At 75.9% G+C, this 26,667-nt stretch carries 28 protein-coding genes; 19 read left to right on the top strand and 9 right to left on the bottom strand.

Annotation, left to right across the window (positions count from 1 at the left end; all coding sequences use genetic code 11):
* Positions 1 to 185 precede the first annotated feature (185 nt).
* The 6 genes from ACWD4P_RS18160 to ACWD4P_RS18135 all read left to right on the top strand — a co-directional run bounded on the left by ACWD4P_RS18160 (position 186) and on the right by ACWD4P_RS18135 (position 4,412).
* A complete protein-coding gene (locus tag ACWD4P_RS18160; protein WP_359818141.1) occupies positions 186 to 731 on the top strand; it encodes an NUDIX hydrolase in 546 nt (181 codons plus the stop codon).
* Between the two features lie 58 nt (positions 732 to 789).
* Positions 790 to 1,656, top strand: coding sequence for a sugar phosphate nucleotidyltransferase (locus ACWD4P_RS18155; protein ID WP_449780223.1), 867 nt, complete (start codon positions 790 to 792; stop codon positions 1,654 to 1,656).
* Between the two features lie 15 nt (positions 1,657 to 1,671).
* A complete protein-coding gene (locus ACWD4P_RS18150) occupies positions 1,672 to 2,403 on the top strand; it encodes a phytanoyl-CoA dioxygenase family protein (RefSeq protein WP_449780222.1) in 732 nt (243 codons plus the stop codon).
* A gap of 59 nt (positions 2,404 to 2,462) precedes the next feature.
* Entirely contained in the window at positions 2,463 to 2,654 is a 192-nt protein-coding gene (locus tag ACWD4P_RS18145) for a hypothetical protein (RefSeq protein WP_449780221.1), read from the top strand.
* A 257-nt stretch (positions 2,655 to 2,911) separates the two neighbouring features.
* Positions 2,912 to 3,520, top strand: coding sequence for a DUF2306 domain-containing protein (locus tag ACWD4P_RS18140; protein WP_449780220.1), 609 nt, complete (start codon positions 2,912 to 2,914; stop codon positions 3,518 to 3,520).
* Between the two features lie 502 nt (positions 3,521 to 4,022).
* A complete protein-coding gene (locus tag ACWD4P_RS18135) occupies positions 4,023 to 4,412 on the top strand; it encodes a hypothetical protein (protein WP_359818149.1) in 390 nt (129 codons plus the stop codon).
* 81 nt (positions 4,413 to 4,493) lie between these two features.
* On the opposite strand, the gene sigJ is transcribed toward ACWD4P_RS18135, so the two are convergent.
* Positions 4,494 to 5,507, bottom strand: coding sequence for an RNA polymerase sigma factor SigJ (sigJ, locus tag ACWD4P_RS18130; protein ID WP_449780219.1), 1,014 nt, complete (start codon positions 5,505 to 5,507; stop codon positions 4,494 to 4,496).
* Between the two features lie 173 nt (positions 5,508 to 5,680).
* Between sigJ and ACWD4P_RS18125 the strand changes: the two genes are divergently transcribed.
* A complete protein-coding gene (locus ACWD4P_RS18125; RefSeq protein WP_449780218.1) occupies positions 5,681 to 6,157 on the top strand; it encodes a carboxymuconolactone decarboxylase family protein in 477 nt (158 codons plus the stop codon).
* A 100-nt stretch (positions 6,158 to 6,257) separates the two neighbouring features.
* On the top strand, positions 6,258 to 6,644 hold the full coding sequence (locus tag ACWD4P_RS18120) for a DoxX family protein (RefSeq protein ID WP_449780217.1): 387 nt from the start codon (positions 6,258 to 6,260) through the stop codon (positions 6,642 to 6,644).
* Positions 6,645 to 6,769: 125 nt separating this feature from the next.
* On the opposite strand, the gene ACWD4P_RS18115 is transcribed toward ACWD4P_RS18120, so the two are convergent.
* The 3 genes from ACWD4P_RS18115 to ACWD4P_RS18105 all read right to left on the bottom strand — a co-directional run bounded on the left by ACWD4P_RS18115 (position 6,770) and on the right by ACWD4P_RS18105 (position 9,158).
* Positions 6,770 to 7,228, bottom strand: a complete 459-nt coding sequence (locus tag ACWD4P_RS18115) for a hypothetical protein (RefSeq protein WP_359818155.1) — start codon at positions 7,226 to 7,228, stop codon at positions 6,770 to 6,772.
* Positions 7,229 to 7,579: 351 nt separating this feature from the next.
* A complete protein-coding gene (locus tag ACWD4P_RS18110; protein ID WP_449780216.1) occupies positions 7,580 to 8,383 on the bottom strand; it encodes a hypothetical protein in 804 nt (267 codons plus the stop codon).
* A 178-nt stretch (positions 8,384 to 8,561) separates the two neighbouring features.
* Positions 8,562 to 9,158, bottom strand: a complete 597-nt coding sequence (locus ACWD4P_RS18105; RefSeq protein ID WP_449780215.1) for a histone deacetylase — start codon at positions 9,156 to 9,158, stop codon at positions 8,562 to 8,564.
* Positions 9,159 to 9,712: 554 nt separating this feature from the next.
* Between ACWD4P_RS18105 and ACWD4P_RS18100 the strand changes: the two genes are divergently transcribed.
* The 7 genes from ACWD4P_RS18100 to ACWD4P_RS18070 all read left to right on the top strand — a co-directional run bounded on the left by ACWD4P_RS18100 (position 9,713) and on the right by ACWD4P_RS18070 (position 17,781).
* The gene (locus ACWD4P_RS18100; protein WP_449780214.1) at positions 9,713 to 13,702 is read left to right on the top strand and encodes a Pls/PosA family non-ribosomal peptide synthetase; all 3,990 of its coding nucleotides are present in this window, start codon (positions 9,713 to 9,715) and stop codon (positions 13,700 to 13,702) included.
* A 98-nt stretch (positions 13,703 to 13,800) separates the two neighbouring features.
* Complete coding sequence (locus tag ACWD4P_RS18095) at positions 13,801 to 14,046, top strand: DUF4287 domain-containing protein (RefSeq protein ID WP_449780213.1); 246 nt, start codon at positions 13,801 to 13,803, stop codon at positions 14,044 to 14,046.
* Between the two features lie 469 nt (positions 14,047 to 14,515).
* Positions 14,516 to 14,638, top strand: a complete 123-nt coding sequence (locus ACWD4P_RS18090) for a lasso RiPP family leader peptide-containing protein (protein ID WP_359818167.1) — start codon at positions 14,516 to 14,518, stop codon at positions 14,636 to 14,638.
* Between the two features lie 10 nt (positions 14,639 to 14,648).
* On the top strand, positions 14,649 to 16,523 hold the full coding sequence (locus ACWD4P_RS18085; RefSeq protein ID WP_449780212.1) for an asparagine synthase-related protein: 1,875 nt from the start codon (positions 14,649 to 14,651) through the stop codon (positions 16,521 to 16,523).
* A complete protein-coding gene (locus ACWD4P_RS18080) occupies positions 16,508 to 16,765 on the top strand; it encodes a lasso peptide biosynthesis PqqD family chaperone (RefSeq protein ID WP_359818172.1) in 258 nt (85 codons plus the stop codon). Before ACWD4P_RS18085 ends, ACWD4P_RS18080 begins: the two co-directional genes overlap by 16 nt.
* Positions 16,762 to 17,271, top strand: a complete 510-nt coding sequence (locus ACWD4P_RS18075; protein ID WP_449780211.1) for a lasso peptide biosynthesis B2 protein — start codon at positions 16,762 to 16,764, stop codon at positions 17,269 to 17,271. Before ACWD4P_RS18080 ends, ACWD4P_RS18075 begins: the two co-directional genes overlap by 4 nt.
* 36 nt (positions 17,272 to 17,307) lie before the next feature.
* Positions 17,308 to 17,781, top strand: a complete 474-nt coding sequence (locus ACWD4P_RS18070; protein WP_449780210.1) for a hypothetical protein — start codon at positions 17,308 to 17,310, stop codon at positions 17,779 to 17,781.
* Between the two features lie 82 nt (positions 17,782 to 17,863).
* Here ACWD4P_RS18070 and ACWD4P_RS18065 read toward each other — a convergent pair whose 3' ends face one another.
* Together ACWD4P_RS18065 and ACWD4P_RS18060 are read right to left on the bottom strand one after the other, a co-directional pair.
* Positions 17,864 to 18,889, bottom strand: a complete 1,026-nt coding sequence (locus ACWD4P_RS18065; RefSeq protein WP_449780209.1) for a questin oxidase family protein — start codon at positions 18,887 to 18,889, stop codon at positions 17,864 to 17,866.
* Positions 18,890 to 19,041: 152 nt separating this feature from the next.
* Positions 19,042 to 20,304 (bottom strand): alpha/beta hydrolase, encoded by a 1,263-nt coding sequence (locus ACWD4P_RS18060; protein WP_449780208.1) that lies wholly within the window; start codon positions 20,302 to 20,304, stop codon positions 19,042 to 19,044.
* Positions 20,305 to 20,389: 85 nt separating this feature from the next.
* On the opposite strand from ACWD4P_RS18060, the gene ACWD4P_RS18055 reads away from it, so the two are divergent.
* Both ACWD4P_RS18055 and ACWD4P_RS18050 read left to right on the top strand, forming a co-directional pair.
* Entirely contained in the window at positions 20,390 to 21,343 is a 954-nt protein-coding gene (locus ACWD4P_RS18055; RefSeq protein WP_449780207.1) for an ArsR/SmtB family transcription factor, read from the top strand.
* Positions 21,344 to 21,927: 584 nt separating this feature from the next.
* A complete protein-coding gene (locus tag ACWD4P_RS18050; protein WP_359818186.1) occupies positions 21,928 to 22,518 on the top strand; it encodes a hypothetical protein in 591 nt (196 codons plus the stop codon).
* Positions 22,519 to 22,699: 181 nt separating this feature from the next.
* On the opposite strand, the gene ACWD4P_RS18045 is transcribed toward ACWD4P_RS18050, so the two are convergent.
* The 3 genes from ACWD4P_RS18045 to ACWD4P_RS18035 all read right to left on the bottom strand — a co-directional run bounded on the left by ACWD4P_RS18045 (position 22,700) and on the right by ACWD4P_RS18035 (position 25,568).
* Positions 22,700 to 23,332, bottom strand: a complete 633-nt coding sequence (locus tag ACWD4P_RS18045; RefSeq protein WP_359818188.1) for a flavin reductase family protein — start codon at positions 23,330 to 23,332, stop codon at positions 22,700 to 22,702.
* Between the two features lie 241 nt (positions 23,333 to 23,573).
* Entirely contained in the window at positions 23,574 to 24,152 is a 579-nt protein-coding gene (locus tag ACWD4P_RS18040) for a carbonic anhydrase (protein ID WP_359818209.1), read from the bottom strand.
* Between the two features lie 216 nt (positions 24,153 to 24,368).
* Positions 24,369 to 25,568: a PP2C family protein-serine/threonine phosphatase gene (locus tag ACWD4P_RS18035; protein WP_449780206.1), complete on the bottom strand. Its 1,200-nt coding sequence runs from the start codon at positions 25,566 to 25,568 to the stop codon at positions 24,369 to 24,371.
* Positions 25,569 to 25,815: 247 nt separating this feature from the next.
* On the opposite strand from ACWD4P_RS18035, the gene ACWD4P_RS18030 reads away from it, so the two are divergent.
* Both ACWD4P_RS18030 and ACWD4P_RS18025 read left to right on the top strand, forming a co-directional pair.
* A complete protein-coding gene (locus ACWD4P_RS18030) occupies positions 25,816 to 26,253 on the top strand; it encodes a helix-turn-helix transcriptional regulator (RefSeq protein ID WP_449780261.1) in 438 nt (145 codons plus the stop codon).
* A 5-nt stretch (positions 26,254 to 26,258) separates the two neighbouring features.
* Positions 26,259 to 26,667, top strand: a 409-nt coding sequence (locus tag ACWD4P_RS18025; protein WP_449780205.1) for a VOC family protein, incomplete at its 3' end; no start/stop codon positions are given.

Raw genomic sequence — 26,667 nt, 5'->3', positions numbered from 1 at the left:
AACCCCCGGTCCAGGCAGAGAAATCAGCGTACCGAGGCGGCCACGGACTGCCTACCGATCTGCCCTGCCGCCGTCACCCGATCCGGTGGTCTCCTGGACGTGCCCCACCCGCCACCAGGCACCGGCCGACAAGCGACAGCGGAAACGGCCACCCGTGCCGGGGACGGGGCCGTACAGTCCCGGCCATGACGACCGACACCACCAGCGCTTCGTGGCGCGAGATCGAACGCACCACCGTGTTCAGCAAGTTCGGACGATCCGTGGACCGCGTCGAGTTCGAGCTGCCCGACGGCCGGAAGGAGGAGTTCTACCTCAAGAACGAGCGTCCGGCCGGCGCGGTACTCGCCCTCACCACCGACCAGCGGGTAGTCCTCGCCCGCCAGTACCGGCCCGGCCCGGACCAGGTGCTCTACGAACTGCCCGGCGGCTTCCTCGAACCCGGCGAGGAAGCGCCGGACGCCATCGCCAGGGAACTGCTGGAGGAGACCGGCTACCAGGGCGAGGTCCACGCCGCAGGCCCCTACTGGCTGGACGCCTACTCCAACGCCCGCCGCTTCGCCTTCTACGCCACTGGGTGCGTCAGGGTCGCCGAACCCGCCCCCGAGCGCACCGAGTTCATCGACGTCGTCACACTCGACCTCGCGGAGCTCCGCCGCGGTGTGCTCCGCCGCGGTGAGATGACCGACACCGCCGCCGCCTACCTCGCCCTGGACGCACTGAACCTCCTGTGATCCCGGAGCGGGCGGGCCGGCACCCCACGCCCACCCACCCGCCGTCCGGGAGGACCCCGTGACCGAACGGAGCACCACCGAGACCCCCGCCCCGTACTACAGCAGCACGCTCGTGTCCCTGCCCACCCGCGCCGTCGCACTGCTCCTGGCCGGAGGAAAGGGCAGCCGGCTGCGGGACGCGGCCGACACCGAGCTGCGCCGCACGCCGAAGGTGCTGGTGCCGATCGACACCGACGCCGGCCGCACCCCGATGCTCGGCCACGCGCTCGCCCAGCTCACCGTCGCCGGGTTCCGCCGGATCGCCGTGCTCACCAGCACCCACCCCGTCGCCGGGGCCGAAGCCGTTGAGACCTACGCCCTCACCCACCCCTGCGCCCGGCAGGTGGAGCTGACGATTCACCGCGAACAGAACCCGCTCGGCACCGCCGGCGCCGCCTATGCCGCCCTGACCCACCTGTCCGATGCCCCGGCCGCGGTGGTCCTGCCCGCCGACACCCTGTTCCCCACGCCCCTACTGCCCCCGGCCGTCGCCGAGCACCGCTCCCGTCCCGCGGCGGCGACCTGGACCGTGACCACCGCGCCCGGCCGCTCCGCGCAGAACGCGGGCCGGCTCTTCCTCGACTCCGACGGCCGGCACGTCGTCCACGCCTTGGAGGGCATTGACGCCACCTTGCCGCCCGGGAACCGCGGCGGGCTGCGGCAGGCCACCAGCACCGGTGCCGTCATCCTCACCCCCACCCCGTTCCGGACCCTGTTCGAGGAGTACGCCCGGTGCCTGGTCCACCCCGGCGAAGCCGACCTGTACCGGCAGTTCATGCCCTGGGCGATCAGCCAGGGCCATCCCGTCGGTGCCTTCGACATCCGCACCTCGGCCCCGGACCTCGGCACCCCCGAGCGTCTGGCCGCCTTCGGCCGCAACGCCTGAGAGGAGACCGGCACCGTGCCCACCCTCACCACGTCCGCGCTGACCGAGCAGCAGGCCCGCCACTTCCGCGACCTGGGCTACCTGCGCCTGCCCGCGCCCGGCCTGCCCCGCGGCCTGCTGGACGAGGCCGCCGAGGCGGTCCGTGTCCGCGCCGTCCACCTACCCGCCGGGCAGACCAAGGTCTACCGGCTCTACCAGCACGACCGGGCCCTGATGCACCGCCTCGTCGCCCACCCCGCTCTGACCGGGCCGCTCGCCTCGCTGCTCGGCCCGAACGTGGTCTACGTCCTCAACAGGCACAACCAGGGCTCGCTGAACGCCCCCGGCGCCCAGCCGGTGAGGCTGCACCGCGACATTCTCCAGCCCACCCGCGGCCTGCTCACCGTCGTCGTGTACTTCGAGGACGCCACCGTGGACACCGGCTGCACCTGGATCGTGCCGGGCTCCCACCGCGCGCCGTACGTCGGAGTCCCGCAGCCCGACGGTGGTGGGACGTGGATGGACGAGCACCCCGAACTCGCCGATCTCACCGACCAGGCCGTCCCCGTGCCGGTCCCCGCCGGCGGCATCCTGCTCTTCGACGCCACCGTCTTCCACACGGTCGGTCCGAACACCGGCGGGACGACCCGTACCAGCGCGGTCCTCGGCTACCGCAGCGCGGACGAACTCGACGCCCACCCCGACCCCGACCGGCAGATCGTCGTCGCCGGCGCCCAGCTGTACCGGGGCAACGACCGGCCGAACTGAGTGGCGCCCGTCGAACACCGGTTCAGGAGGCGGTACGAGCGAACCGCCTCCGTGCCGATGTGCCGACCCCATCGTCCGCCGATGATCGGATCACGGTCCCCTCGCGGCGCAGGAGCGGGCTGCTCGGCGCCCGCTTCGTCGCCGTCCAGGACCTGCGGGACTTCATGGCGCCCTCCCAGGCCGCACGGGCCGTCGAGGCCCTCGCCAACCGCTCCCTGCCCGTCCTCCTCCACGGCGAACGCGCCGCCTGACCCCGACCCCGCACACCACCCCGGCCCGGCGCGGGAGTTCGCGCCGGGCCGGGGTGCGGCCGGCCGGGGCGTGGTGCGGGCGGTCGCCGGCGAGGTGAACCCGGCCGGCAGCGGGGCCGGGGCGCGGAAGCGGCCGAATCGCGGATGGTGCGGGAGGCCAAACACCCCTCCCCGCACGGGAGATGGGGGTCCACTGGGGGATCGTGTCAGGGTTGACCCGGATGCCGTCCCGTACCGCCGGGCCCGAGACTCGACCCATGCGCATCACCCGGGCCGGTCGGGCCGTCATGACGGTGCTCTCCCTCCTCATCGTCGCCGTCTCCGCGAAGTACCTCAGCTTCGACTCCTCGACGTTCTTCGAGAACCAGCGCGCCACCTACCTGAGCCACCGACTCCCGCTCTACGTCCACATCCTGGGCGCGGTCACCGCCCTGGCCGTCGGGCCGTGGCAGTTCTCCCGGCGGCTGCGCGAGCGCCGTCCGCGCCTGCACCGGGGGATCGGCGTCACCTACCTGCTGGGCTGCCTGGTCGGCGGCGTCGGGGCGCTGCTGATGGCGCCCGTCGCGTACGGGGGAGCGGTGTCCGGGCTCGGCTTCGCCTGCCTGGCGGTGGCCTGGCTGGTGACCGGCGGGGCCGGGCTGCGGGCGATCCTGGACGGGCGGGTCGCCGACCACCGCCGCTGGATGGTCCGCAGCTTCGCGCTCACCTTCGCCGCCGTCACCCTGCGCCTGATGCTGCTCGCCGTGGCCGCCGCGCAGCTGGACTTCCGCACCTCCTACACCGCGATCGCCTGGCTGTGCTGGGTGCCCAACCTGCTGCTGGCCTGCTGGTTCACCCGCACCCGCCGAACATCTGCGGCGGCCTGAGCGGCACTCGGGCCGTCAGGCCGCCCCGAGCGCCGCGGCCACGGCGTCGCGCACCGCCGGGGATCCGCATGCCGGTCGAGGCGGCCTTCCGGCGCTCCGGCGTCCACACCCCGACCAGGCTCTGCGCCCGGGCGGGGTGTCCCGGCGGACGGCCGGCAGGCCCGGCGAGCCCAGGGCGGCGGTCAGACCCTCCTCCAGCCGGCGCACGACGTCCCCGCCGCCGCGCTCGCGCAGGTCGACCACCGGGTGGCCGATCAGCGGCCCGGGCCGGCCGCCCCGCGGTCCGCTGTCCCGCCGCCGGGCGCCCGCCGCCGGCGCGGCGCGGACACGCTCGCGGGGAGCCGGCGGCCCGGGGTTAGCCCGGCCGGGCAGCGGTGTTCCTCCGGCCGAGTAGCCGCGGCCGTTTCCTCCCCCGGCGGGCCGGGTGGTTCGGGTACGCATCGGGGGCCGGTGCGGGGAGTGGCCCCCGCCGACGAACCCTCAGACGCCCCAGGAGGCCGCCGTGGCCCGCACCAAACCCCTCGCCCTGACCGCCCTCGTCGCCGTCACCGTCCTGGCCGCGAGCGCCGCGGCCGCCTTCGCCGACGGCAAGCCCGGCGGCAAGCCGAGCATCACCGTCCCGCACGACCAGGCCGCCGCCAACCCGTCGATGCTGGCCGCGCACGACCAGGTCTTCGGCGACTTCGTCGACGTGGCCCCCGGCGCGAACGGGTACGCCACGGTGAGCTGCCCGTCCGGCGAGGTGCCGACCGGCGGTGGCGGCCAGACCAGCGCCTTCCGGATCTTCGTCACCGACTCCTACCCGAGCGGCAGTTCCTGGGTGGTGCGCGGCACCAACACCGGCACCGCGACGGAGTCCATCCTGGCGACCGCCGTCTGCACCACTCCCTGACCTGCCGGGGCGAACGGCCCGGGCCCGCGATCCGGGCCCGGGCCGTTCGCCGTGTGCGGGCCGTTCGCCGTGCGGCGCGGGCTACTCGGGCGGCTCGGGCACCGGGAGCAGCCCGAGCCGCGAGAGCGGCCCGAGGTGGGCGAGCTTGTCGGGGTTGGACACGGCGTGGACCGCCCGCACCGCGCCGTCGGCGTCGACGTCCAGCTCGACGACGCTGAGCACGAGCCCCTCGGCGTCGCGGACCACCGCGCCCGGGCGGCCGTTGACCCGCGCCGGTTCCAGGCGCGCGCCCAGGCGGCGCACGCGGCGCAGGCCCCCGGCGAGCAGCTGGGCGACGACGCGCGCGCCGCTGAGGGTGCGGGCGAGCGCGCGGGCCTTGCCGCCGCCGTCGCCCTGGAGCACGACGTCGGGGGCCAGCATGCCGAGCAGGGCGTCCAGGTCCCCGCCCTCGGCGGCCGCGAAGAATCGGCGGGCCAGCTCCTCGCCCTCCGCGCGGCGGGCCGGCGCGGCGGGAGCACCCCCGGGGGCACCTTCGGTGCCGGCCCCGGACGCGGCCAGGCGCTTGCGGGCCCGGGCGAGGATCTGCCGGCAGTTCGCCTCGCCGCGGCCGACCATCCGCGCCACCTCCGGGTATCCGTACCCGAAGGCCTCGCGCAGCGTGAACACCGCGCGCTCGACCGGGGAGAGGGCCTCCAGCAGCACCAGGAACGCCATCGACAGGGTGTCCGCCAGCTCGGCGTGCTCGGCCGGCCCGGGGCGCCCGGCCGTGGTGACGACGGGCTCGGGCAGCCACTGGCCGACGTAGCTCTCGCGGCGCACCCGGGCGGACGCCAGGTGGTTGATGCCCAGGCGGGTGACGGCCGTCGTCAGGTACGCCCTGGGGTCGGCGACCGCGGTGCCGGCGCTCTCGGCGCGGGCCAGAGCGAGGAAGGTGTCCTGGACGAGGTCCTCGGCGTCGCCGACCGAACCCGTCATCCCGTAGGCGATGGAGAACAGCAGCGGCCGGTACCCGGCGGCCCCGCCGTCCGCCGCGTCCGCCGCGTCCGCCGCGTCCGTCGAACCCGTCGCGCCCGTCGCGCCCGTCGTACCCGTCATGGAATCCCCCTGCTCCGAACGTCCTGGCCCGAACGTTGCGGGCAGGCTAGTGCGGAGCGGGCCGGGGCGCGGCGGCGGGTGGTGTGACGCGGGTCACGGCGGGGGCTGTCACAAAGCGGCGGGCTGTTCTGTCTTAAAGGGCAGCAACGGAAGCCGACCGAGGAGCAGCCGCCGTGGAACCCCGCCTCAACCCCTTCACCAGCCCCGTCATGGGCAAGGTCTTCAAGCACATCATCGCGGCCAACAAGCCCATCGCCGAGTCGAGCCTGCCCTACGCCGTGCAGGAGCTGGTGCGGCTGCGCGCCAGCCAGATCAACGGCTGCGGCGCCTGCGTCGACATGCACTTCAAGGAGGCCGTGCACGCCGGGGAGGACCCGGTGCGCCTCAACATGGTCGCGGTCTGGCGCGACGCCACCGTGTTCACCGACGCCGAGCGCGCCGCGCTGGAGCTCGCCGAGCAGGGCACCCGGCTCGCCGACGCCGCCGACGGGGTCGGCGACGAGGCGTGGGCGAACGCCGCCAAGCACTACGACGAGGAGCAACTGGCGGCGCTGGTCTGCGTGATCGCGATCATCAACGCCTTCAACCGGGCCAACGTGATGACCCACCAGCCCGGCGGCACCTACGAGGTCGGCATGTACGCCCACTGACCAGGCACGCCCGCCGACCAGGCACGCCCGCCGGCACGGGCGGCCGCCGGCAGGACGGCGGCCGCTGACCGGTCCGCCCCGACACCGGAGGGAGAACACCGTGAACGTCGCGCTGTGGATCGTCGCGGGGCTGCTGGCCACCGCCTACCTGCTGGGCGGGGTCTTCAAGCCGGCCGTGCCCAAGGAGAGGATCGCCGCGGCCGGGGCCGGCGGCCGCTGGGTGGAGGACTTCAGCGCGGGCGGAGTGAGGGCCATCGGCGCCGTCGAGGTGCTGGCGGCGGTGGGGCTGGTGCTGCCCGCCGTGCTCGGCGTCGCGCCGGTGTTCGTCCCGTTGGTGGCCCTCGGGCTGGTGCTGCTGATGGCCGGGGCGGCGTTGGTGCGGTGGCGCCGCCGGGAGTACCGGCTGGTGGCGGTGGACGTGGTCTACGTCCTGCTGGCCGCCTTCGTGGTCTGGGGGTGCTTCGGGCCCGAGCCCTTCCTCAACTAGCCCGCCGGGCACGGGCGGTGGGGGTTCGGCGGGCGGTGCTTCACCCGCGCGGGTGGATCTCGACGCGGCCGCCCCGCCGGTCCGGGCCCAGTGCCCGTTCCGCGCGCGTCAGCGGCCGCGTCCGATCACGCGGCGGGGCACACCAGCGTGCTGTGGGCGATCGACTCCGGGGGGTCGAAGACCTCGGCGGTCTGCCCCTGCCCGAACTCGTAGTACGAGTACCAGACCCGGAAGGTCGCGGTCCACTGCGAGACGCAGTCCAGGTCCGCGCGGAAGCGGAAGGGCAGCCGGACGGTCCGGCTCTCCCCCGGGAGGATCGGGACCAGCGGCGCGGCCAGGTTGAACACCTCCGTGCCGGTGTTGTCCTGACTGAACGAGCACCAGCTCGCTCCGGTGCAGCCGAGGAACTCGGCCTTGAACTCCCGCAGCATCACGTAGACGAACCGGACGGGTTCGCTCTCCCGGTTGGTGAAGGTGACATTGACGCTGGAGATCTGGCCGGGCGTCATGGTGGCGTCGTCGACGGAGACCACGAAGCGGGGTGGGGGCGGCTCGACGGCGGCGGCCGGCCGGCTCAGGGTCACGAAACAGAGAAGGAGCGCGATGACGGCGGTGAGGCCTGTATGCCTCACCGCCGGGGCGGAGGTCCACATGGCGCCTCAGGGTAGGCAACCGGGCCCGCGCCGTGCGCCCACGGTCATGGGAACCGGCCATGATCCGTAGTGTGTCCGGGGCGCCGACACGGCTCGGTCGCACAGCGCGAACCCCGGGGGGAGCTCCGCATGGGCCATCGGGATGTCGACACGGCCGTGGCGGAGGTGCGAGGACGCTCGGTCATCAGCGCGACCGGGACGGCCGCCGGCGGGAAGAGGACCGTGGGCCCGGGTGCCGAGGAAGCCGTTCAGCCACTTCGGCGCCCAGGGCCGGCGGCGGGGTCAGCGGCGCGGGCCGGCGACGAGGTCGCCGAGGCGGACCACGGTGACGTCGAGCTGGCCGTGCCCGTCCTCCCAGCCCGCGACGGCTTCGCAGCCCTCGTCCTCCAGGCCGCCCGCGGTGGCGTCCTCCAGCAGGGGCATCAGGCCCTCGTCGCCGTCGGTGCAGAAGAAGCCGAGGTGGGCGCGGAGCCCGGGGTGGGGTATCGCGGCCAGTTCCTGCTCCCAGTCCTCCTCGGGCTCGGCCGAGAAGGGCACCAGGTCCTCGGGGGTGCGGCCGGTGCCGAGGGCGGCGCACAGGGCGTCCAGCAGGGTGCCGTCGCAGACGAGCAGGGCGAAGTGGACGGTCCAGGCGCCGGCCAGGGCGGGGGAGGCGAGGTCGACCCCGTACCGCTCGGCCAGGGCGCCGAGGTCGGCGCCGCGCAGCAGCGCCCCGCGGAAGCAGGCGGCCTCGACGGCGGCGGCGAAGCCCTCCGGCAGGTCCGCCTCCGGCGCGTCGGCGGGCCGGAATTCGAAGACCGAGCGGCTCGCGTCGAAGTCCGGGGTCCGCTCGGCCTCGTCGTACAGGTAGAGGTCCGCGGCGACCGGCCGCTCGCCGCGCAGGGCCGCCGGGTGCACCCAGGCGGCGTCCCGCCCGAAGCCGGACTCGTCGAACAGGTTGCCGCCGACGCGGGCGGCGTAGACGGCCTTCGGGTCGTACTCCTCCAGCGGCCGGCCGAGCAGGACGGCGAAGGCGTCGGTGAGGTCGCGGTCCCAGTCGGACTGCGGCGCGGGGGAGTTCACGGATGCGGTGGGGTCGGTGGTCATGGGCGGCACCGTAGCGGTGCCCTCCGACAGGCCCGGCCCGGGGGGCCGTACCCCGGGCCGTCGCGGGCCCGCCGCGGGGGCCGGCCTGCCGAACGGCCCGGTGGGGAGGGGACGTTCGGCGGCGCGGGCACCGCCGTGCGGGCGTCACCCGGCAGGGGAGTCCGGGCCCGCCGCCGGTTCAGTCCAGCAGCGCCGCCACCGCCCGCGGCGTCCAGTGCCCGGCCGCGCCGGGCCGGGTGGCGAGGTAGCCGGCGGTGCGCCAGGGGCCCCAGCCGTGGGACTCGGCCAGGCCGACGGCCAGGTTGCGCAGGTAGGCCGGGACGGGGGAGGTGGGCTCGTCCCCAGCCACGCCCGCGCGGGAGGTGAAGGTGAGCAGCGGGTGCCCGTCCAAGGTGCCGACGTGCAGCAGGGTTTCGTAGCGGCCCGGGCCCAGTTCGGCGCGCCCGGTGGCGAGGACGGGGGCGAGGTCGAGGTCGGTGCCGGGGGAGCGGCGCATCTCCTGGGCGGCGATGTCACTGAACTGAGCGAGCGTCACCAGGTAGGCGCGGCAGGGGACTTCGCCGACCGGTGCCGGGTCGTAGAAGGCCGTGCCGCCGCCGCCCCAGGTGAGCGAGTGCCCGGCGAAGTAGAGCGTGCCCGGCAGTGCGGTGGCCGCCGACCGGCGCGGCGGGCGCGGGTCGCGGCTGCCGGGGTGGGCCCGCACCGCGCCCTGGGGGCGTCCGCCGCGCAGGTAGTGGGCGAGGCGGGCGGCGTGCAGGTTCGAGCCGTACGCCACGTACCAGACGAGCGTGCTCCCTTTCCGGCCGGGGCGTCCGTTCCGCGGTTCGTCGTCGTCAGCGGAATTCCAGCCGGAAGGGCCTTCGCCCGGCCCGCTCACAGGAAGGCGCCGCGGTGCGGGGTGCGAAAGGCTCCCACACGAAGATGTGAAAACCGTGAACAGCCCGATGATCCGACCGGAATCCCCCTATTCGGCAGCGAGCCCCTCACTACCGGTACGGTGCCGGTCGCCATGGCGTTCATCACTCTTCGCTCTCCCGTCGGGCCGCTCCGGTATTCGGCGATTACTCTTCACCAGCGAAAACGATCGAAAACCCGCGAAATGCCATTCGATTCATACCGTTGTCGCCCTATTGCGGCATCGATGATGAGAATTTCCTTTGATCGAACCTTCGCTGCATCCAGCCGACTCCCAGCGGAGTCATGGTGAGTGGGCGCTCCCGCACCCGAAGAACCCGAAGAACCCGAAGAACCCGAAGAACCCGAACGACGTACGGCCGAAACACCCCAGAACACGCCTCCCCAGGACCCCGGAGCCAAGGAAACCCATCCATGGACGCACGCCACGAAACGGCCGGCCCAGGCACGCTGCCCCGCCCCCACCAGGGCCCCGCGGCCGGCTGGCCGGTGGCCCAGGCCGCCCACCCCCGCAGCCTGCTCGACATCGTCGCCGCCACCGCCGACGCGCACCCCCACGCGCCCGCCCTCGACACCGGCGACACCGTCCTCGACTACCGCTGCCTGCTCCACGAGGTCGACACCCTCGCCGGGCAGCTCGCCGCACACGGCATCGGCCGCGGCGACCGCGTCGGGGTCCGCATCCCCTCCGGCACCGCCGACCTCTACACCGCCATCCTCGCCGTCCTGCGCTGCGGCGCCGCCTACGTCCCCGTCGACGCCGACGACCCCGACGAACGCGCCGAGATGATCTGGCAGGACGCCGCCGTCTGCGCCGTCCTCGGCCCCGGCCGCGCCCTGCACCCCGGCCCCACCGCCCGCCCCGGCGGCTCCCCGGCCTGGCCCACCCCGGCCGACGACGCCTGGATCATCTTCACCTCCGGCACCACCGGCCGCCCCAAGGGCGTCGCCGTCACCCACCGCAGCGCCGCCGCCTTCGTCGACGCCGAAGCCCGCCTGTTCCTGCCCGAGCGCCCGCTCGGCCCCGGCGACCGCGTCCTGGCCGGCCTGTCCGTCGCCTTCGACGCCTCCTGCGAGGAGATGTGGCTCGCCTGGCGCCACGGCGCCTGCCTCGTGCCCGCCCCCCGCGCCCTCGTCAAGGCCGGCACCGACCTCGGCCCCTGGCTCGTCGAACGGCGCGTCACCGCCGTCTCCACCGTCCCCACCCTGCTCGCCCTGTGGCCGCAGGAATGCCTGGACGCCGTCCGCCTGATCATCGTCGGCGGCGAGGCCTGCCCCGCCGAACTCGTCGAACGCCTCGCCGTCGACGGCCGCGAGTTCTGGAACACCTACGGCCCCACCGAGACCACCGTCGTCGCCACCGCCGCCCGCCTGCTCCCCGGCCACCCGGTGCGCATCGGCGCCCCCCTCGACGGCTGGGAGATCGCCGTCGTCGACCAGGCCGGAAACCCCGTCCCCTGGCACGCCACCGGCGAACTGCTCATCACCGGCGTCGGCACCGCCCGCTACCTCGACCCCGCCAAGGACGCCGAGAAGTTCAGCGCCCACCCCGCCCTCGCCTCACCCCGCGTCTACCGCAGCGGCGACCTCGTCCGCAACGACCCCGACGGCCTCGTCTTCCTCGGCCGCGCCGACGACCAGGTCAAACTCGGCGGCCGCCGCGTCGAACTCGGCGAGATCGACGCCGCCCTCCAGGCCCTGCCGGACGTCCGGGCCGCCGCCGCGGCCGTCCGCAGGACCCCCGCCGGCGCCGACCTGCTCGTCGGCTACCTCGTCGCCCACCCCGGCGCCACCCCCGACCTCACCACCGCCCGCACACAGCTGCTGGAACGCCTGCCCGCCCCCCTGGTGCCCGTCCTCGCACTCGTCGACTCCCTGCCCACCCGCACCTCCGGCAAGGTCGACCGGGCCGCCCTGCCCTGGCCCCTCACCACCACCGCAACCGCCCCCACCGCCCAGCCCCTCGACGGCACCGCCGGCCGGCTCGCCGCCCACTGGCAACGCCTGCTCGGCACCACCCCCGGCCCCGACGACGACTTCTTCGCCCTCGGCGGCTCCAGCCTCACCGCCGCCCGCCTCGTCTCCGAACTGCGCACCCGCCACAACGGCGTCTCCGTCGCCGACCTGTACGCCCACCCCGTCCTCGCCGACCTCGCCGCCCACCTCGACGGACTCACCCCCGCCACCCCGCCCGACCGCACCGCCGCCACCGAGACCACCGCCACCGCCCGCACCCGCACCGTGCGCCGCACCCCCCGCAGCGCCGGCCTGTGGCAGACCCTGCTGCTCCTCGGCATGTTCTCCCTCGCCGGACTGCGCTGGATCCTCGTCCTGATCGCCCTCGACAACCTCACCGGCGACCACCTCGCCTGGGCCCCCCACAGCTCCTGGTGGCCCGTCGGCGCCGGCCTGCTCCTGCTCTACAGCGCCCCCGGCCGCACCCTGCTCGCCGCCACCGGCGCCCGCCTGCTCACCGCCCGCATCCGCCCCGGCAGCCACCCCCGCGGCGGCCACGTCCACCTGCGCCTGTGGGCCGCCGAACGCTACACCGCCCTGTTCGGCACCGCCGCCCTCGCCGGCACCCCCTGGGCCCCCCGCTACGCCCGCGCACTCGGCTGCCGCGTCGGCCCCGGCGTGCGCCTCCACACCCTGCCGCCCGTCACCGGCCTCGCCCGCCTCGGCGCCCACGCCTGCGTCGAACCCGAAGCCGACCTCGCCGGCTGGTGGCTCGACGGCGACACCCTCCACCTCGGCCACATCGACATCGGCGAAGGCGCCCGCGTCGGCCACCGCGCCACCCTCATGCCCGGCGCCCGCGTCGGCGCCGGCGCCGAGATCGCCCCCGGCTCCTGCCTCACCGCCACCACCGCCGTCCCACCCGGCGAACACTGGACCGGATCCCCGGCCCGCCCCGCCGCCGAAGCCCCCGCCGACTGGCCCACCACCGCCCCTGCCCCCGCCCCGCGCGGCTGGAACCTCGCCTACGGCGCCGGCTTCGCCGTCTTCGGCCTCGTCCCGATCATCGCCGCCCTGCCCGCCCTGCTCATCGTCTACCCGATGATCGACACCGACGCCACCCTGGCCGGCGCCGTCATCCAACTCCTGCCCGCCACCATCCCCCTCGCCGCCCTCACCCTCGCCTGCTACGCCACCCTCATAGCGCTCCTCGTCCGCCTCCTGTCCCGCCCGCTGCGCCCCGGCTTCCACCCCGCCACCGGCCGGGTCGCCTTCTGCGCCTGGGCCGTCAGCCGCCTCAGCGACACCGCCCGGCGCACCCTCTTCCCCTTCTACGCCAGCCTCTTCACCCCCGTGTGGCTGCGCCTGCTCGGCGCCCGCGTCGGGCGCCGCGTCGAAGCCTCCACCGTGCTCGCCCTGCCCGGCCTGATGCGCGTCGACGACGGCGCCTTCCTCGCCGACGACACCCTCGTCGCCCCCTACGAACTGCGCGGCGGCTGGCTCCACCTCGGCCCCGCCCACGTCGGACGCCGCTCCTTCGTCGGCAACTCCGGCATCGTCGGCCCCGGCCGCCACCTGCCCGACAACTCCCTCGTCGGCGTCCTGTCCGACACCCCCGCCCACGCCCCCGAAGGCTCCTCCTGGCTCGGCCGCCCCGCCTTCGCCCTGCCCCGCGTCGCCGACACCGGCACCGAAGCCCGCACCTACGACCCGCCCCGGCGCCTGATGTGGGCGCGCGCCGGCGTCGAACTGTGCCGACTGCTGCCCATCGTCCTCGCCGCCCTGCTCGGCGACCTCGTCCTCGCCGCCCTGCAGGAACTGCGCGACGACTACGGGCTGGGCGCCGCCCTCGCCGCCGCCGGACTCGTCCTCACCGCCGCCGCCGTCATCGCCTGCGCCGTCACCACCGCCGCCAAATGGCTGCTCGTCGGCCGCTTCCGCGTCGCCGAACACCCGCTGTGGTCCTCCTTCGTGTGGCGCAACGAGCTCTACGACACCTTCGTCGAGGAACTCGCCATGCCCTTCGGCGGCCACACCATCACCGGCACCCCCTACCTCAACGCCTGGCTGCGCAGCCTCGGCGCCCGCATCGGACGCGGCGTGTGGTGCGAGACCCACTGGCTGCCCGAGACCGACCTCGTCACCGTCGAAGCCGGCGCCAGCGTCAACCGCGGCACCGTGCTGCAGACCCACCTCTTCCACGACCGCGTCATGCGCCTGGGCCCCGTCCACCTCGCCGCCGGCTCCACCACCGGCCCGCACTCCATCGTGCTGCTCAACTCCACCCTCGGCGCCGGCACCACCGTCGGCCCCGCCTCCCTGGTCATGCGCGGCGAGAGCGTCCCCGGCGCCGGCCGCTGGCTCGGCAACCCCGTCGCCGCCTGGGACGCCGACCCCACCCCGCCCGCCGGACGCCGCCGCCGCGGCCGGGCCACCGCCGGGGTGTGACGGGGATCACCCGGCGGGGGCGATGAGTTCGCGGTGCGGTCGCGGTCCTCATCCGTGACCGCACCGCTTCCCGCTGTGCCCTTCGAGAGGAACCGCTCATGACCGCCGCCGCTGCCGAGGCCGCCACCGTTGCCAAGACCGCCGCCGTGAAGGGCCCCGCCTCCTACTTCCCGTCCATCGAGAAGAAGTACGGCCGCCCGATCGCGGAGTGGAAGGACCTCATCCGCGCCTCCCCGCTCACCAAGCACATGGAACTCGTCGCCTGGCTCAAGGCCGAGCACGCCCTCGGCCACGGCCACGCCAACGCCCTCGTCGCCCACACCCTCGCCGAGCAGACCGCCTGAGCGGGCCGCAGGCCCTGGAACACCCTTCCCGCACGCGAGAAGTCGACCCGGCCGACTTCTCGCGCACGCCCGGGATCAGGGGCGTAGCCGGGATCGAGGGGCGCGCCCGGGATCGAGGGGCGTGCCCGGCACCGAGGGGCGTGCCCGGCACCGAGGGGCGTGCCCGGGCTCAGGGGTGCCGGGCCGCGAACACGAACTCCCGGCCCGGCCCGGGCCTGCCCGGCGTCCGGACAGGTCTACACCACTTCGCCGCAGGCTGGCCGAAACCGGCCGCACCTCCCGCCGCCACCGCCGCCCCGCCACCCCGGGGCCCACCAGTCCCGTCAGCGCCGCCGACCACACCCGCGCGCGCCGACGGGATCCGGCCGAAGCCCCCGGCAGCGCTTGTCCGTCGGCGAACCGAGAGGGAAGAGTGGAGCCAGCCGGCCGGCGATCGTGTCCAACTCCCCGCCAACGAGAGGACATTGCCATGACCGACGACGACGTGTACGAGCCCCCCATGCTGATCGAACTCGGCGACTTCGCGGACCTCACCCGAGGTTTCGACATCGGCAACCAGTCCGACGTCCACGGCTACTACCTCGCCCCCTGAGGACCGGGCCGTGAGCGGTCACCGGCAGACCCGGTTCGTGGTCCTGCCGGACACCGAAACCGGGCCCGCCGCGGCCGCGTTGACCCCGGTGCAGGGCGCGGCCGAACGCCGCGCCCTGCACCACCCGAGCGGGCGCCCCTGGATCCTCGGCCACTGGCCCGACGGCGAGGTGCTCACCGCCCGCGCCGGGCCCGTCGCCCTCGCCGTGATCGGCACCAGCGACACCGACACCGACCGCCTGCGCCGCCACGCCGAACGCGTCCGCGACCCGTACGACGCCCTCGCCCTCGCCGACACCCTCGCCGGCAGCTTCCACCTGATCGCCACCGTCCACGGCACCGTCGCCGCCCGCGGCACCCTGTCCGCCCTGCGCCGCCTCCACCACGCCGAGATCCACGGCATCCCCGTCCTCGCCGACCACGCCGACACCCTCGCCGCCGCCGCCCGCCTCACCCCCTCCGTCGAACGCCTCGCCCTGCGCCTGGCCCACCCGCTGCCCCACCCCGCCGACACCCTGCCGCTGTGGCACCGGATCACCCCCGTACCACCGCACCACACCGCCGTCCTCACCCCCGGCCACCCCGCCCGCACCCGTGCCCACTGGCACCCGCCGGCCCCCACCCGGCCCCGCCCCGAAGCCGCCGCCGCCCTCGGCCACGCCCTGCACCGCGCCGTCGCCGCCCGCACCCGCGCCGGCGGACTCGTCGCCGCCGACCTCTCCGGCGGCCTCGACTCCACCCCCCTGTGCTTCCTCGCCGCCACCGGCCCCGCCGACCTGCTCACCGTCACCCTCGGCTCCCTCGACCCCCACCACGAGGACGCCGCCTGGGCCGACCGGGCCGCCCGCCACCTGCCCGGAACCCGCCTCGTCCTGCCCGCCGAGCAACTCCCCGCCATGTTCGCGGACATCGACACCCCCGGCCCCCAGGGCGACGAACCGTTCGCCTGGACCCGCACCCGGGCCCGCGACGAAGCCGTCACCCGCCTCCTCGCCACCCGAGGCGCCCGCCTCCGGCTCAGCGGCGAAGGCGGCGACGAAGTCCTCCAGGCCCTCCCCGCCTACCTGCGCACCCTCCTCCCGCGCCACCCCGCCACCGCCGCCCGCCACCTGCGCGGCCACCGCGCCCGCCTGCGCTGGAAACTCCCCGACGCCCTCCGCGCCCTCACCGACCCCCGCCCCTACCCGGCCTGGCTCGCCCACGCCAGCCACCGCCTCACCCACCCCGACCCGCCCCCCACCACCCAACTCCTCGGCTGGGGAACCGAACCCCGCCTACCGCCCTGGGCCACCGCCACCGCCGCCGACCTCGTCCGCCGACAACTCGCCGCCCTCGCCGACGAAACGGAGCCACTCGCACCACGGCACACCCAGCACCAGACCCTCCACATGGTCCGGCACAGCGCCTCCGCCCTGCGCCAACTCGCCGACACCACCGCCCACTTCGGCGTTCCCTACAGCGTGCCCTTCCTCGACGACCAGGTCCTCGACGCCTGCCTGGCCGCCGACCCCGCCACCCGCGGCACACCCTTCGCCTACAAGCCGCTGCTCACCGAGGCCCTCACCCCCCACATGCCCGCCGAGCTCCTGCGACGCACCGGCAAAGGCGACTTCACCCCCGACACCCACCAGGGACTCGCCCGCCACCGCCCCGCCCTCGCCGCGCTCATCGAGGACAGCGCCCTGGCCCGCGCCGGACTCGTCGACCCCGACGCGCTGCGCCGCGCCTGCCTCGGGCTCTACCCGCCCGGCACCCCCTACGCGGCCCTCGACGCGACCCTCGCCTGCGAGCACTGGCTGCGCGCCCACCCCGCCGCCGCCCACCCCGCCGCCGCCCACCCGACCGCCGCCCCCTCGCCCAAGGAGCGCGCATGGCCGCCGAACTGAGCCCCGACGTGACCCTCACCGCCACCGAGGACGGCGCCGTCCTCCTGCACGAGCGCACCGGCCGCTACTACCAGCTCAACCGCACCGGGCTGCTCATCCTGCGCGCCCTGCTGGACGGCCGCACCACCGACGAGATCGCCACCGACCTCGGCCGCCGCCACCCGGTCACCGCCGAGCGGGCCCGCTCCGACGCCCGACGGCTGCACGAGGACCTGCGCACCGCCGGACTGGTCACCGGATGAGCCTGCACGCCCACGCCACCCGAACCGGCCGCCCGCCCTGGCACCGCCGCCCCGCCGCACTCGCCGCCATCGGCGCGGCGCGGCTGATCGAACGGCTCCCCCCGGCCCGCATCCGCCGCGTCATGCTCGCCCTGCGCCGCGGCGCCCGCCCCGCCGACCGCCCCCAGGCCCAAGCCGCCCGGCAGGCCGTCGTCGCCCTCAGCATGCGCTGCGCCGGCCAGGGCTGCCTCCAACGCTCCATCGCCGCGGCCCTGTTGTGCCGCGCCCGCGGCACCTGGCCCACCTGGCGCACCGGCGTGCGCACCGCGCCCTTCCGCGCCCACGCCTGGATCGAGGCCGAGGGCCACCCCGTCGACGAACCCGCCGAAGTCACCCACTACCACCCACTGATCACCGTGCCCCCGCAGGAGCGCCCCGCCGGGCCCGCCCCCGCGCGGGAAGCCGGCGGGCCCGGCGTCCCGCGTACGGCCAAGGGCTCCCGGCACCCCGGCGAGCCGGCCTCATGATCGTCACGACCCTCATGGCCGCCGCCCGAAAGGCCCATGCCGCGCAGACGGCCAGCCGGGCTCCGCACCGACCACCGACACGAGCCGCGCACCTGGGACGATCCGCCACCGGCGCGCATCCCCTGGCTCTCGACCCGCGCCGGCCCGGCGATACACCGGGTCGAACAGCTCTCCACCGACTACTGCGTGCACCCCGGTGCCACGGACCGGGCCCTGCGCCGCCACCGCGCCTTCACCCTGCCGGCAGGGCGCCGCCCCCGCTACCCGCAGGGCGCGCACGGCTCGTGCCGAGGATGCTCCTTCGACGACGTGCGGCACGCGCGGGACGTCCTCGACCAGGTGCTGCGGGAACTGCCCGCCCGCGCCCGCGAGGAGCCAGGACGCCGCGCGGCCGTGCCGGAAGCGGCCTGCCTCCGGCGCACCCTGCCGGATCCCTTCGCCGACCGGCGGCAGCGGCGGCCCGACCCGTGGTGGCGCCGCCGTCTCGCCGACGGCAGGGAGGGAACGTGAACCGCGGCACCGCCACGCGACACCCCCCCGGGGCCCGGGCCCGGAGCCTCCTACGGTGTCCCGCGCGGACGGGAGGCTGTGGTCATCCCATCGGAGGGGTCAGCTCCATGGAGCGCAGAGCGGCCGCCAGGGCCGGCGCGTCGCCGACGTCGAGGGCCGTGTCCGTCAACTTGATGACGTGCTCGTCGCCGTGCGACAGGGCGAGTTCGAAGACCTCCTCGGGAGCGAGGCCACCGGGCGCGGCGCACGGGACGGCCACGGCCGGCGCGTACATCGCGGTCACCGCCGCGCAGGCCGTCCAGGCGGACCGGAGGCTGGAGGGCCACAGGTCGCGCGGGAGGGCGGGCAGCACGCGCAGCACGGCGTTGGGAGCCGTGGCGGCGTGCACGAGCATCGTCTCCTCGCCGTGGCCGTGGGTGGCGTACCGGTGGGTCGCCGCCCGCACCAGCTCGGTGAGGCGGCGGTGCGCCTCGGCGGGCTCCACCACCGCGCCCGCCCACACCGGCAGCACCTCGACGCGGTCGAGCCGGGCGGGGAAGCCGCCGTCCTGGACGGCGATGCGCGGCACCGCGTCGAGAGCGGCGGCGGCGCTGTCGGCGTCGGCGCCGGCGGTGCGGGCCGGCGGGGCGAGACCCGTGACGGGCCGGTGGCGCGCGGCCCAGTAGCCCAGGCCGTGGGCGAGTTCGGACAGCCGGGGCTCGGTGGCCTCGCCGGACAGCAGCGTGCGGACGGCGTGACCCACCCGGATCACCGGATGCGTGGAGCCGCCGTACAGGCCGGGCAGAAGACGGGGCCACCACCGGCCGAGCACATCGCGCCAGGGACGTTCGGAGACCTCGCGCTCGAAGAAGCCGATCCAGTCGGCCACCCGGCCCGGTTCACCGAGGGCCGAACGCCAGTCGGCGGCCGTGACCGGCTCGACGCGGGACGGGAACTCCTCCAGCTTGCGGGCGTACAGGTCGAGCCAACGGTGCACCGCACCCGCCCGTCCACGGGCCGCGAGGGCCTCGACGGCCATCGGCGCGTGGTTGGTGAGCCGCCCGAGCCGCTCGGGCCCCGAGCGGTGCAGACGCTCGAGCGCCTCGTCCAAAGTCCCTGTGACATCCATGACGGGGACGGTACGCGGGCGGGCACGGCGGGCGTAACGGGCTGCGGACGTAGGCCGGTCGGTCCCAGGACCTGGTGCCACGCCCGTCGTGTGCGGCGGGCGCGCGGGAAGTCGGCGGGGCCGACTTCTGGCGCGGGACGGGGCGCTGGGGGTCAGGTGCGGGTGGGGGTGTGGTGGGTGAGGAAGCGGCGGACGGTGGTGCGCAGGAGGGGGACGGTGGTGGCGGCGGGCAGGGGGCCGACGAGGGTGGTGCGGTGGGCGGGGGTCAGGAGGCCGGCCCGCTGGAGGCGGGGGACCATCGCGGCGTAGTCGGTGAAGGCCCAGTGGTTGGTGGCGGGCAGGAGTGCGCGGCGGACGCGTCCGGGCGAGCGGGCGGCCAGGACCGACCAGGAGCGGTCGAGTTCCTCCCGGTGGGGGAAGAGTTCGCTGCCGAGCAGCAGGAGCGGGCGGTCCGTGCCCTCCGCGGTGATCCGCAGTGGTTGCGGGTCGGCGCCCGGGGTGGTGGGCGGGTGGTCGAGGTAGCCCTCCAGGTTGACGGCGGCGCGTACGCGGCGGTCCTCGTGGAACACCTCGGTGGCGGCGCTCGCCCCCGCCGAGTGCCCGTACAGGCCGAGACGGCCGAGGTCGAGGGCGGCGGCCAGGCCGGGTGGCAGCGGCAGTTCGGCGGCGTGGTGGAGCCGGTCGACGACGAAGCGCAGGTCGGCGATCCGGGTGTCGACCACGGTGCGCCACAGCGCCGGCTCGTCGCGGGGGTCACCGCGCAGGACGGTGGCCCGTACGGGCTCGGTGCGGAAGGCGGTGGTGCCCGGGAACTCCACCGCGAGCGCGTCGCCCGGGTGGTCGACCAGGACCACCATCGCGCCGTGGGAGGCCAACTCCTCGCCCAGGCAGGTCCCGAGGCCGCGCGGATCGCCGCCGCCGGGGCTGTACACCAGCACCGGTCGGCGGCCCCCGGACGCGGGGGCGGCGTCGGGACGGGCGTGGGTGCGGGTGGCGGCCCAGTCCACGCCCGTGGCGGGCAGCCGCAGCGGGGTGAGCGGGGCGATCCGCCCGAAGCAGGCCGCCGCCCCGGGCGGCAGCTGCGGTGCGGGCACGGCGGGGGAGTGGGCGGCGGCCGGGTAGAGGAACGTCACCATCAGCTCCCGCACCGGGAGTTCCGGCGTCAGCGGGTCGGGCCGGGAGGAGTCGACCAGGTACACGGACCGGCAGCCCACCGGGTACGGCCCGGTCGGCGCGGGCAGGGACAGGACGACGCCCGCCGGGGACGGGACGGAGGACGAAGACGAAGACGAGGACGGGGACGGGGCCGAGGACGCGGCGGGCGCCGGCAGCAGGAGCGCGGCGGGCGCCGCCGTCGCGGACCTGATGAGGGCGCGCCGGCTCAGGGGGAGACGGACGTCGAAGTCGCGGTTCATGCGGCCAGGTTCGGCCGGGCGGCCGCCCCCGGGCCATCCTTGAGGCCCAGGACTCAAGGATGGACACCGGCCGCGAGGAGGCACCGTGCTGCGGATCCACTTCACCCCGCAGGACTTCACCCGCATCACCCTCGCCCCCCGCCCCGCGCCGCTCCAGGAGCTCAACACCGCGCTGGCCACGATGTGCCGCACCGACGCCGACCCGCTGCACGCCCCCTGGCGCCGCCGGGCCCTGCACGCCCTGCCCCCGTCCGCCGCCCCGCTGGCCGACCTCGTCCCGGCCGGCCGCGCGCCCGCCTTCCTCGACGTCTTCGCCGACGGCCTGCCCGAGGCGCTGGAGCAGGTCCGCACCGCTCCGCCCGGGTACGTCCGCACCGAGCTGCGCCGCGCGTACGAGCCGGTGCGGGGCGCCCCGCCACCCTGGGTGCGCGACCTCGCCCGGGGTGACGCGCCGGCCCGCCGGCTGGTCCACCGGGCGCAGCGCGCGGCGTACGAGACGCTGCTCGCCCCGGTCTGGGACCAGGTGCGGGACCTGCACCGCGCCGAATTCGCCCGCCGGGCCGTGCAGTTGGCGCAGGACGGCGCGGCGGCGCTGCTGGCCGCTCTGGTGCCCGGCGCGCGCCTGCGGGAGGCGGTGTGGGAGCTGCCGGGCGCGCCCGGGGAGATCCGCCTGGCCGGGCGCGGGCTGCTCCTGCTGCCGACCTTCCACTGGTACGGCCCCGCGCTGCCCGCAGAACCCCCCGGCCGCCCGGTCGCCCTCACCTACCCGGCCGGGACCGGGCTGCTGCCCCGCCCCGACGGCCGTTCCGGGGAACGCGCCCTGGCCGCGGTGCTCGGAGCGACCCGCGGCGAGCTGCTGCACCTGCTCGCGCGCGAGCACACCACGAGCGAACTGGCCCGCAGGCTGGGCGTCAGCGCCGCCACGGTCTCCGCCCACGCGGGGGTGCTGCGGGGCGCGGGGCTGATCACCACCGTGCGGGCGGGCAAGGCGGTGCTGCACCGGCGGACGGCACTGGGGGACCTGCTGGTCGGTAATTGACGATGCGTCAGATGCGGTCCCGGGGCTGGGGTGGATTGCCGACCGTCGTCCTCGCGGCGGTGAAGTGGGGGAAGCCCTGCCGAGGCGCCGGGGCGGGTGCCCGCAAGGGCAGCTGGGTTTCCGGTGGCTGAGGCCCGCCCAACACGAAGGCCCCCGACCAGGGAAAGTGGTCGGGGGCCTTTCTCCGCCCGCGGTAGCGCACCCGCTCGTGCGGCGGAGGTGTGCGGGAGGGCCTGCCAGGTGCGGTGCGAGCCCCCTCCGTGATCGGCGCGGCGGCGCTGCGGGTGGCGGCGACCGGGCGGGAGGGGCGCGGGGGAGGGGTGTACGAGGGCCGGGGCCGCCGTCGGCACGATCAGGAAGGCGGCGGCCCCGGGCCCCGGTACGGGTGCCGTACGGGCGGGGCATCGACCGCGATGCCCGTACGGCTGCGGTCGGCACCCATTCCACGACTTCAACAGCACTTGAAGTCAAGTCCGGCCCGAGGCGAGGCCCCGCCGGAAGGTGGCGTCCGGGGGCCGGGTAGCCTCGCTCCCGGCGGGGGCCTGCGGAGGACAGACACGGACAAGACGGACAGGGGCGGGCGGATGACGGAGCAGCACAGCTACTGGCGGGCGTCGGACGGCGCGGCGGTGAGCGCCGGCCAGGCGCACATCGTGTGGACCAGGGCGGCCTACCCGGCCCTGGTGGAGGTGGCGGGCCGCTACCACGCGGTGATCAGCTACGCGGACCTGGCCGAGGCGGTCCAGGAGGCCTCCGGGGTGCGCACCCGGATCAACCAGCGGCACTGGATCGGCAAGGTGCTGTCCCTGGTGATCCGCGAGGCGCACCGGCGCGGCGACCCGCCGCTGACGGCCCTGGTGGTGCACGCCACGGACGGCAGGGTCGGCCCCGGCTACCAGGAGGTGCTGGCGGTGGCCGGACAGCCGCCGGTGGCCGCGGAGATGGACCGCGAGCAGCACGCGGCCGCCGCCCGGCTGGCCTGCTACCGGCACTTCGGCGCCGACCTGCCCGCCGACGGCGGCATACCCGCCCTGGCCCCGCGCCTGCGCGCCTCGGTGGAGCGCAAGGCCGCCGCCACCGCCGTGCCGCGCCCGCCGGCGATCTGTCCGAACTGCTTCCTCGAACTGCCCGCGACCCGGGTGTGCGACTCCTGCGGCGCGACCGTCGCCCCGTGAGCCGGGGCACCCGGCGGTGAGCGGCGCGGTCGGACGGCCGTGAGCGGAGCGGTCGGGCGGGCCGCGGACACGGCAGGGACACCAGCACGAGCACCAGCACCAGCACCAGCAGGAACAGGAACCGGAGCCGGAGCCGGAGCGGGAGCCGGAACGGCGGGCGCGGGACCGAGCCGAGGCCGCGTCACACGGCGGCGGGCATCCGCCCGGGCATCTGCCAGCCCTCGGCGAGGCGGGAGGGCGTCAGACGCCGACCGTCGCCGAAGAACTCGCAGAACTTCATGATCAGCGGGTCCCAGCCGACCGGGTCGACGTAGTGGTCGCTGCCGGGCACCAGCAGGCTCTCCTCGACGTGGGCGCGCACCACCGTCACCTCGAAGGCGGTGCGCCCGCCGCCCGTCAGTGCCGTCGCCGACTCCACCCGGCACTCCAGCTGCACCGGGCACTCGGCGGCGCGCGGCGCCTTCACCAGCTCGCCGGGCAGCTCGGTCAGGCCGGCGGCGGCGAACTTGCGCCGCTCGTGGCGGTAGCCCTGCTTCTGCCGGTACTCGGCGATGTGCGGGTTGGCGGTCAGCAGCGCGAGGGCGTCCACGGAGCCCACCTGCGCGGAGGACGGCAGGTTGAGCACGCACTCGCCCTCGCGCCGCAGGTTGGCGGCGGTCTGGGAACTGTCGCCCAGACCCAGCACGCACGACTGCCCCAGCCACCACGCCGAGGACATCGGCATCAGGTTGGCGCTGCCGTCCTCGTTGCGGGAGCCGATCAGCACCACGGGGGTACCGAAGTACAGGACCTTGAGATCGATGACCTTGTGCACGGGAACTGCCGTCCTCGGAAACTCGGGAAACTCGGAACCCGGCGACGCGGGAGATCCGCGTCGCCGTCGGTCACCGACTCTGCCCCCGCCCGCCCGGGGGCGCTGGCGGTGATCGGACATCGCGTTCCGAGCGGTTCCGTACGTTCCCGTACGTTCCCGTACGTTCCCGTACGGCACCGAAGAGCCCCGAAGAGCCCCGAAGAGCCCCGAGGACGGCCGCCCCGCTACCGCGCGCCGCCCGTCAGCCCACCGGCCCGCGGGAGGCGACCAGCCGGGCCCGGCCGTCGAGCAGCCGGTAGGACAGGCCGACCACGGCCACCTTCCCCTCGGCGATCCGCGCGGCCAGCGCCTGCGAGCGCTCCACCAGCAGGTCCACGGTCTGGCGGATGTGCTCGTCGACGATGCCGTCCCGGTCCTCGATGCCCGCGGCCTTGGCGGACAGCACGCTCGGGGTGACCCGCTCCACCACGTCCCGCACGAAGCCGCCCGGCAGCCGGCCCTCCTCCAGGGAGTCCAGCGCGGCCGCCACCGCACCGCAGGAGTCGTGCCCGAGGACGACGACCAGCGGGCAGTCCAGCACGCTCACCCCGTACTCGATGCTGCCCAGCGCCTCGGCCCCGGTGACGTGGCCGGCGGTGCGCACCACGAACAGGTCGCCCAGGCCCTGGTCGAAGATGATCTCGGCGGCCAGCCGGGAGTCCGAGCAGCCGAACAGCACCGCGAAGGGCCGCTGGGCCGGGGCGAGCGCCGTGCGGCGCCCGGCGTCCTGGTTGGGGTGTTCGGGGTTGCCCGCGACGAACCGGGCGTTGCCCTCCATCATCACCCGCAGGGCCTGGACGGGGTCGGTCAGGAAGTCGTCCGTCGGACCGTCGGTCAGGTCGCCCGTCAGGCCGTCGGTCGGGTCGGGCTCGGAACCGGATATCGGTGTGGGGATCATGCCAGCACCCTAGATCGCCGCAGGTGGAACCCGCAGCCGGGGGTCAAGGGTCGGACGGCCCCATGGATGGCCCGATGGTCCCCGCGGACGGCCTGGGGCCTACGGGGCGGGGCGGCGCAGGGCGAGGACGGTGACGTCGTCGCGGCTGCGCCCGCCGCTCCAACGGCGGGCCCGCCGGTCGAGGGCCTCGGGCAGGGCGTCGGCGGGGACGGCGGCGAGATCGGCCAGGCCCTGTTCGACGGGGTAGAAGGCGCCGGAGGCGTCCTGGGCCTCGGTGATGCCGTCGGTGAGCAGGACCAGCACCCCGTCGCCGGGCAGCGCGAAGCGCCGTACGGGGCGCGGTTCGCCGGTGCCGGCCAGGGCGGCGAGGCCGAGCGGGATGCCGGCGTCCAGGGTGACGGGCTCCACGCGGCCGTCGGGGTGCAGCAGGTAGGGGGAGAGGTGGCCGCAGTTGACGGCCCGTACCTCGGTGGCGCCCTCGTCCCCGCCCGCGCCCGCACCTCCGGCCGCGTCCGCCCCGGGGCCCGCAGAGGGGCCCGGGGCGGGGCCCGCGTCCGCCTCGGGGCCCGCCCCGCCGACGCACAGCACCGTGGCGGTGACGAACCGTTCCTGCTCGCCGCTCTGCACCGCGTAGGCGTTGTGCCGCTCCACCGCCGCCTCCAGGGCGTCGGCGACATCGGGCAGCCGCGCCTCGCGGAAGGCCGCCTCCCGGAAGGCGCTCAGCACCGCGAAGCCCGTCCCGATCGCGGGCAGGCCCTTGCCCTGGACGTCGCCGACCAGCACCCGGGTGCCGTGCGGGGTGTCGGCGACGTCGTACAGGTCGCCGCCGACCATGGCGTCCTGCTCCACCGGCCGGTACAGCCCGTCCAGGCGCAGGTCCGGGGTGGTGACGGGCAGCGGGCGCAGCAGCTGGCGCTGGAGGGCGACGGCGCTCTGCCGCATCCGGGACAGCTGCGTCTCGCGCCGCACCCGCCGGGTGCACAGGCCGATCACGACGGCCTGGGCGACCACCACGAGCAGCAGGGTGCCGAGGCGGGCCGTCAGGTCGCCGGGCGGGAACATCAGCGAGTGGACGACGATCACGGCGGTCACCCACACCGCGGCGGCCACCGTCTGGGCGACGGTGCCCAGGCCGGCCAGCAGCGCGGGCAGCAGCACCAGCTGCAGGACCAGGCGCGAGTTGGTGCCGGTGGCGGCCTGGACGAGCAGCACGGCGGCGGTGGCGGCCAGCACGGCGAGCGCCACCGTCCGGTTGCCGGGGGCGCGCGGGCCGGTGGGTCGCTGGTCGTCGCCGTGCACCCCGGTGTCGCCCTCTCCGCCGTCTCTCCGCCGTCCGGCCGTCCCTCCAGGGTGGTCGGTGCGGCGGGCCGGGCGCGAGCGGACTGCGCCGGGCGGGGGACCCCGGGCGGCGGCGCGCCGGCTGTCGGCGGGAGTCGGTACGGTGGCCGGTGTGTCCTCCCCGTCCCCGTCCTCGTCCGCCGGTTCGGCTCCCGCGAACCGGGTGCCGCTCGACGACCTGGTGCGGCTGCGCCGGGCCCGGGACCGGATGGACCGCGAGTACGCGCAGCCGCTGGACGTGCCGGCGCTGGCCCGCACCGCGCTGATGTCCTCCGGCCACTTCTCGCGCAGCTTCCGCGCCGCCTACGGCGAGACCCCGTACAGCTACCTCATGACCCGCCGGATCGAGCGGGCCAAGGCGCTGCTGCGGCGCGGGGACCTGAGCGTGACCGAGGTGTGCATGGCGGTGGGCTGTACCTCGCTGGGCTCCTTCAGCACCCGTTTCACCGAGCTGGTCGGCGAGAGCCCCAGCGCCTACCGGGCCCGCGACCACGAGCCGGGCGCGGCGATCCCGGCCTGCATCGCCAAGATCCGCACCCGCCCGGTGCGGCGCACCGAGACCCGCGGCACCCCGGGCACCCCGGGCACCCCGGGCGCCGGGCCCGCCGCCCCGGGGGACGGCGGCCCCGGCGCTCCCGTAGCGTGACGCCCATGAGCATCGAACTCGCACAGTGCTTCATCGCCGTCGACGACCACGACCGGGCGCTCGCCTTCTACCGCGACGTCCTCGGCTTCGAGGTGCGCAACGACGTCGGCTTCGAGGGCATGCGCTGGGTGACCGTCGGCTCGCCCGACCAGCCCGGCGTGGAGATCGTCCTGGAGCCCCCGCTGGCCGACCCGCACGCCGCCGAGGCCGACCGCCGGGCCGCCGCCGAACTGCTGGCCAAGGGCCTGCTGCGCGGCGTCATCTTCCGCACCGACGACTGCGACGCCACCTTCGAGCGGCTGCGGGCGGCCGGCGCGGAGGTCCTCCAGGAGCCGATGGACCAGCCCTACGGGGTGCGCGACTGCGCCTTCCGGGACCCGTCGGGCAACATGCTGCGCTTCAACCAGCCGCGCA

It is taken from the genome of Kitasatospora sp. NPDC002543 (assembly GCF_053594915.1).
Note: the sequence above shows the minus strand (reverse complement) of the source record. Positions and strands in the feature narration are given on the sequence as shown.

Bases quoted from the DNA above. Each gene is read 5' to 3' on its own strand.
- ACWD4P_RS18160 (WP_359818141.1), top strand. From the start codon at position 186: ATGACGACCGACACCACCAGCGCTTCGTGGCGCGAGATCGAACGCACC.
- ACWD4P_RS18140 (WP_449780220.1), top strand. From the start codon at position 2,912: ATGCGCATCACCCGGGCCGGTCGGGCCGTCATGACGGTGCTCTCCCTC.
- sigJ (WP_449780219.1), bottom strand. From the start codon at position 5,507: ATGACGGGTACGACGGGCGCGACGGGCGCGACGGGTTCGACGGACGCG.
- ACWD4P_RS18110 (WP_449780216.1), bottom strand. From the start codon at position 8,383: ATGACCACCGACCCCACCGCATCCGTGAACTCCCCCGCGCCGCAGTCC.
- ACWD4P_RS18100 (WP_449780214.1), top strand. From the start codon at position 9,713: ATGGACGCACGCCACGAAACGGCCGGCCCAGGCACGCTGCCCCGCCCC.
- ACWD4P_RS18095 (WP_449780213.1), top strand. From the start codon at position 13,801: ATGACCGCCGCCGCTGCCGAGGCCGCCACCGTTGCCAAGACCGCCGCC.
- ACWD4P_RS18090 (WP_359818167.1), top strand. From the start codon at position 14,516: ATGACCGACGACGACGTGTACGAGCCCCCCATGCTGATCGAACTCGGC.
- ACWD4P_RS18080 (WP_359818172.1), top strand. From the start codon at position 16,508: ATGGCCGCCGAACTGAGCCCCGACGTGACCCTCACCGCCACCGAGGAC.
- ACWD4P_RS18075 (WP_449780211.1), top strand. From the start codon at position 16,762: ATGAGCCTGCACGCCCACGCCACCCGAACCGGCCGCCCGCCCTGGCAC.
- ACWD4P_RS18070 (WP_449780210.1), top strand. From the start codon at position 17,308: ATGCCGCGCAGACGGCCAGCCGGGCTCCGCACCGACCACCGACACGAG.
- ACWD4P_RS18065 (WP_449780209.1), bottom strand. From the start codon at position 18,889: ATGGATGTCACAGGGACTTTGGACGAGGCGCTCGAGCGTCTGCACCGC.
- ACWD4P_RS18060 (WP_449780208.1), bottom strand. From the start codon at position 20,304: ATGAACCGCGACTTCGACGTCCGTCTCCCCCTGAGCCGGCGCGCCCTC.
- ACWD4P_RS18050 (WP_359818186.1), top strand. From the start codon at position 21,928: ATGACGGAGCAGCACAGCTACTGGCGGGCGTCGGACGGCGCGGCGGTG.
- ACWD4P_RS18040 (WP_359818209.1), bottom strand. From the start codon at position 24,152: ATGATGGAGGGCAACGCCCGGTTCGTCGCGGGCAACCCCGAACACCCC.
- ACWD4P_RS18030 (WP_449780261.1), top strand. From the start codon at position 25,816: ATGGACCGCGAGTACGCGCAGCCGCTGGACGTGCCGGCGCTGGCCCGC.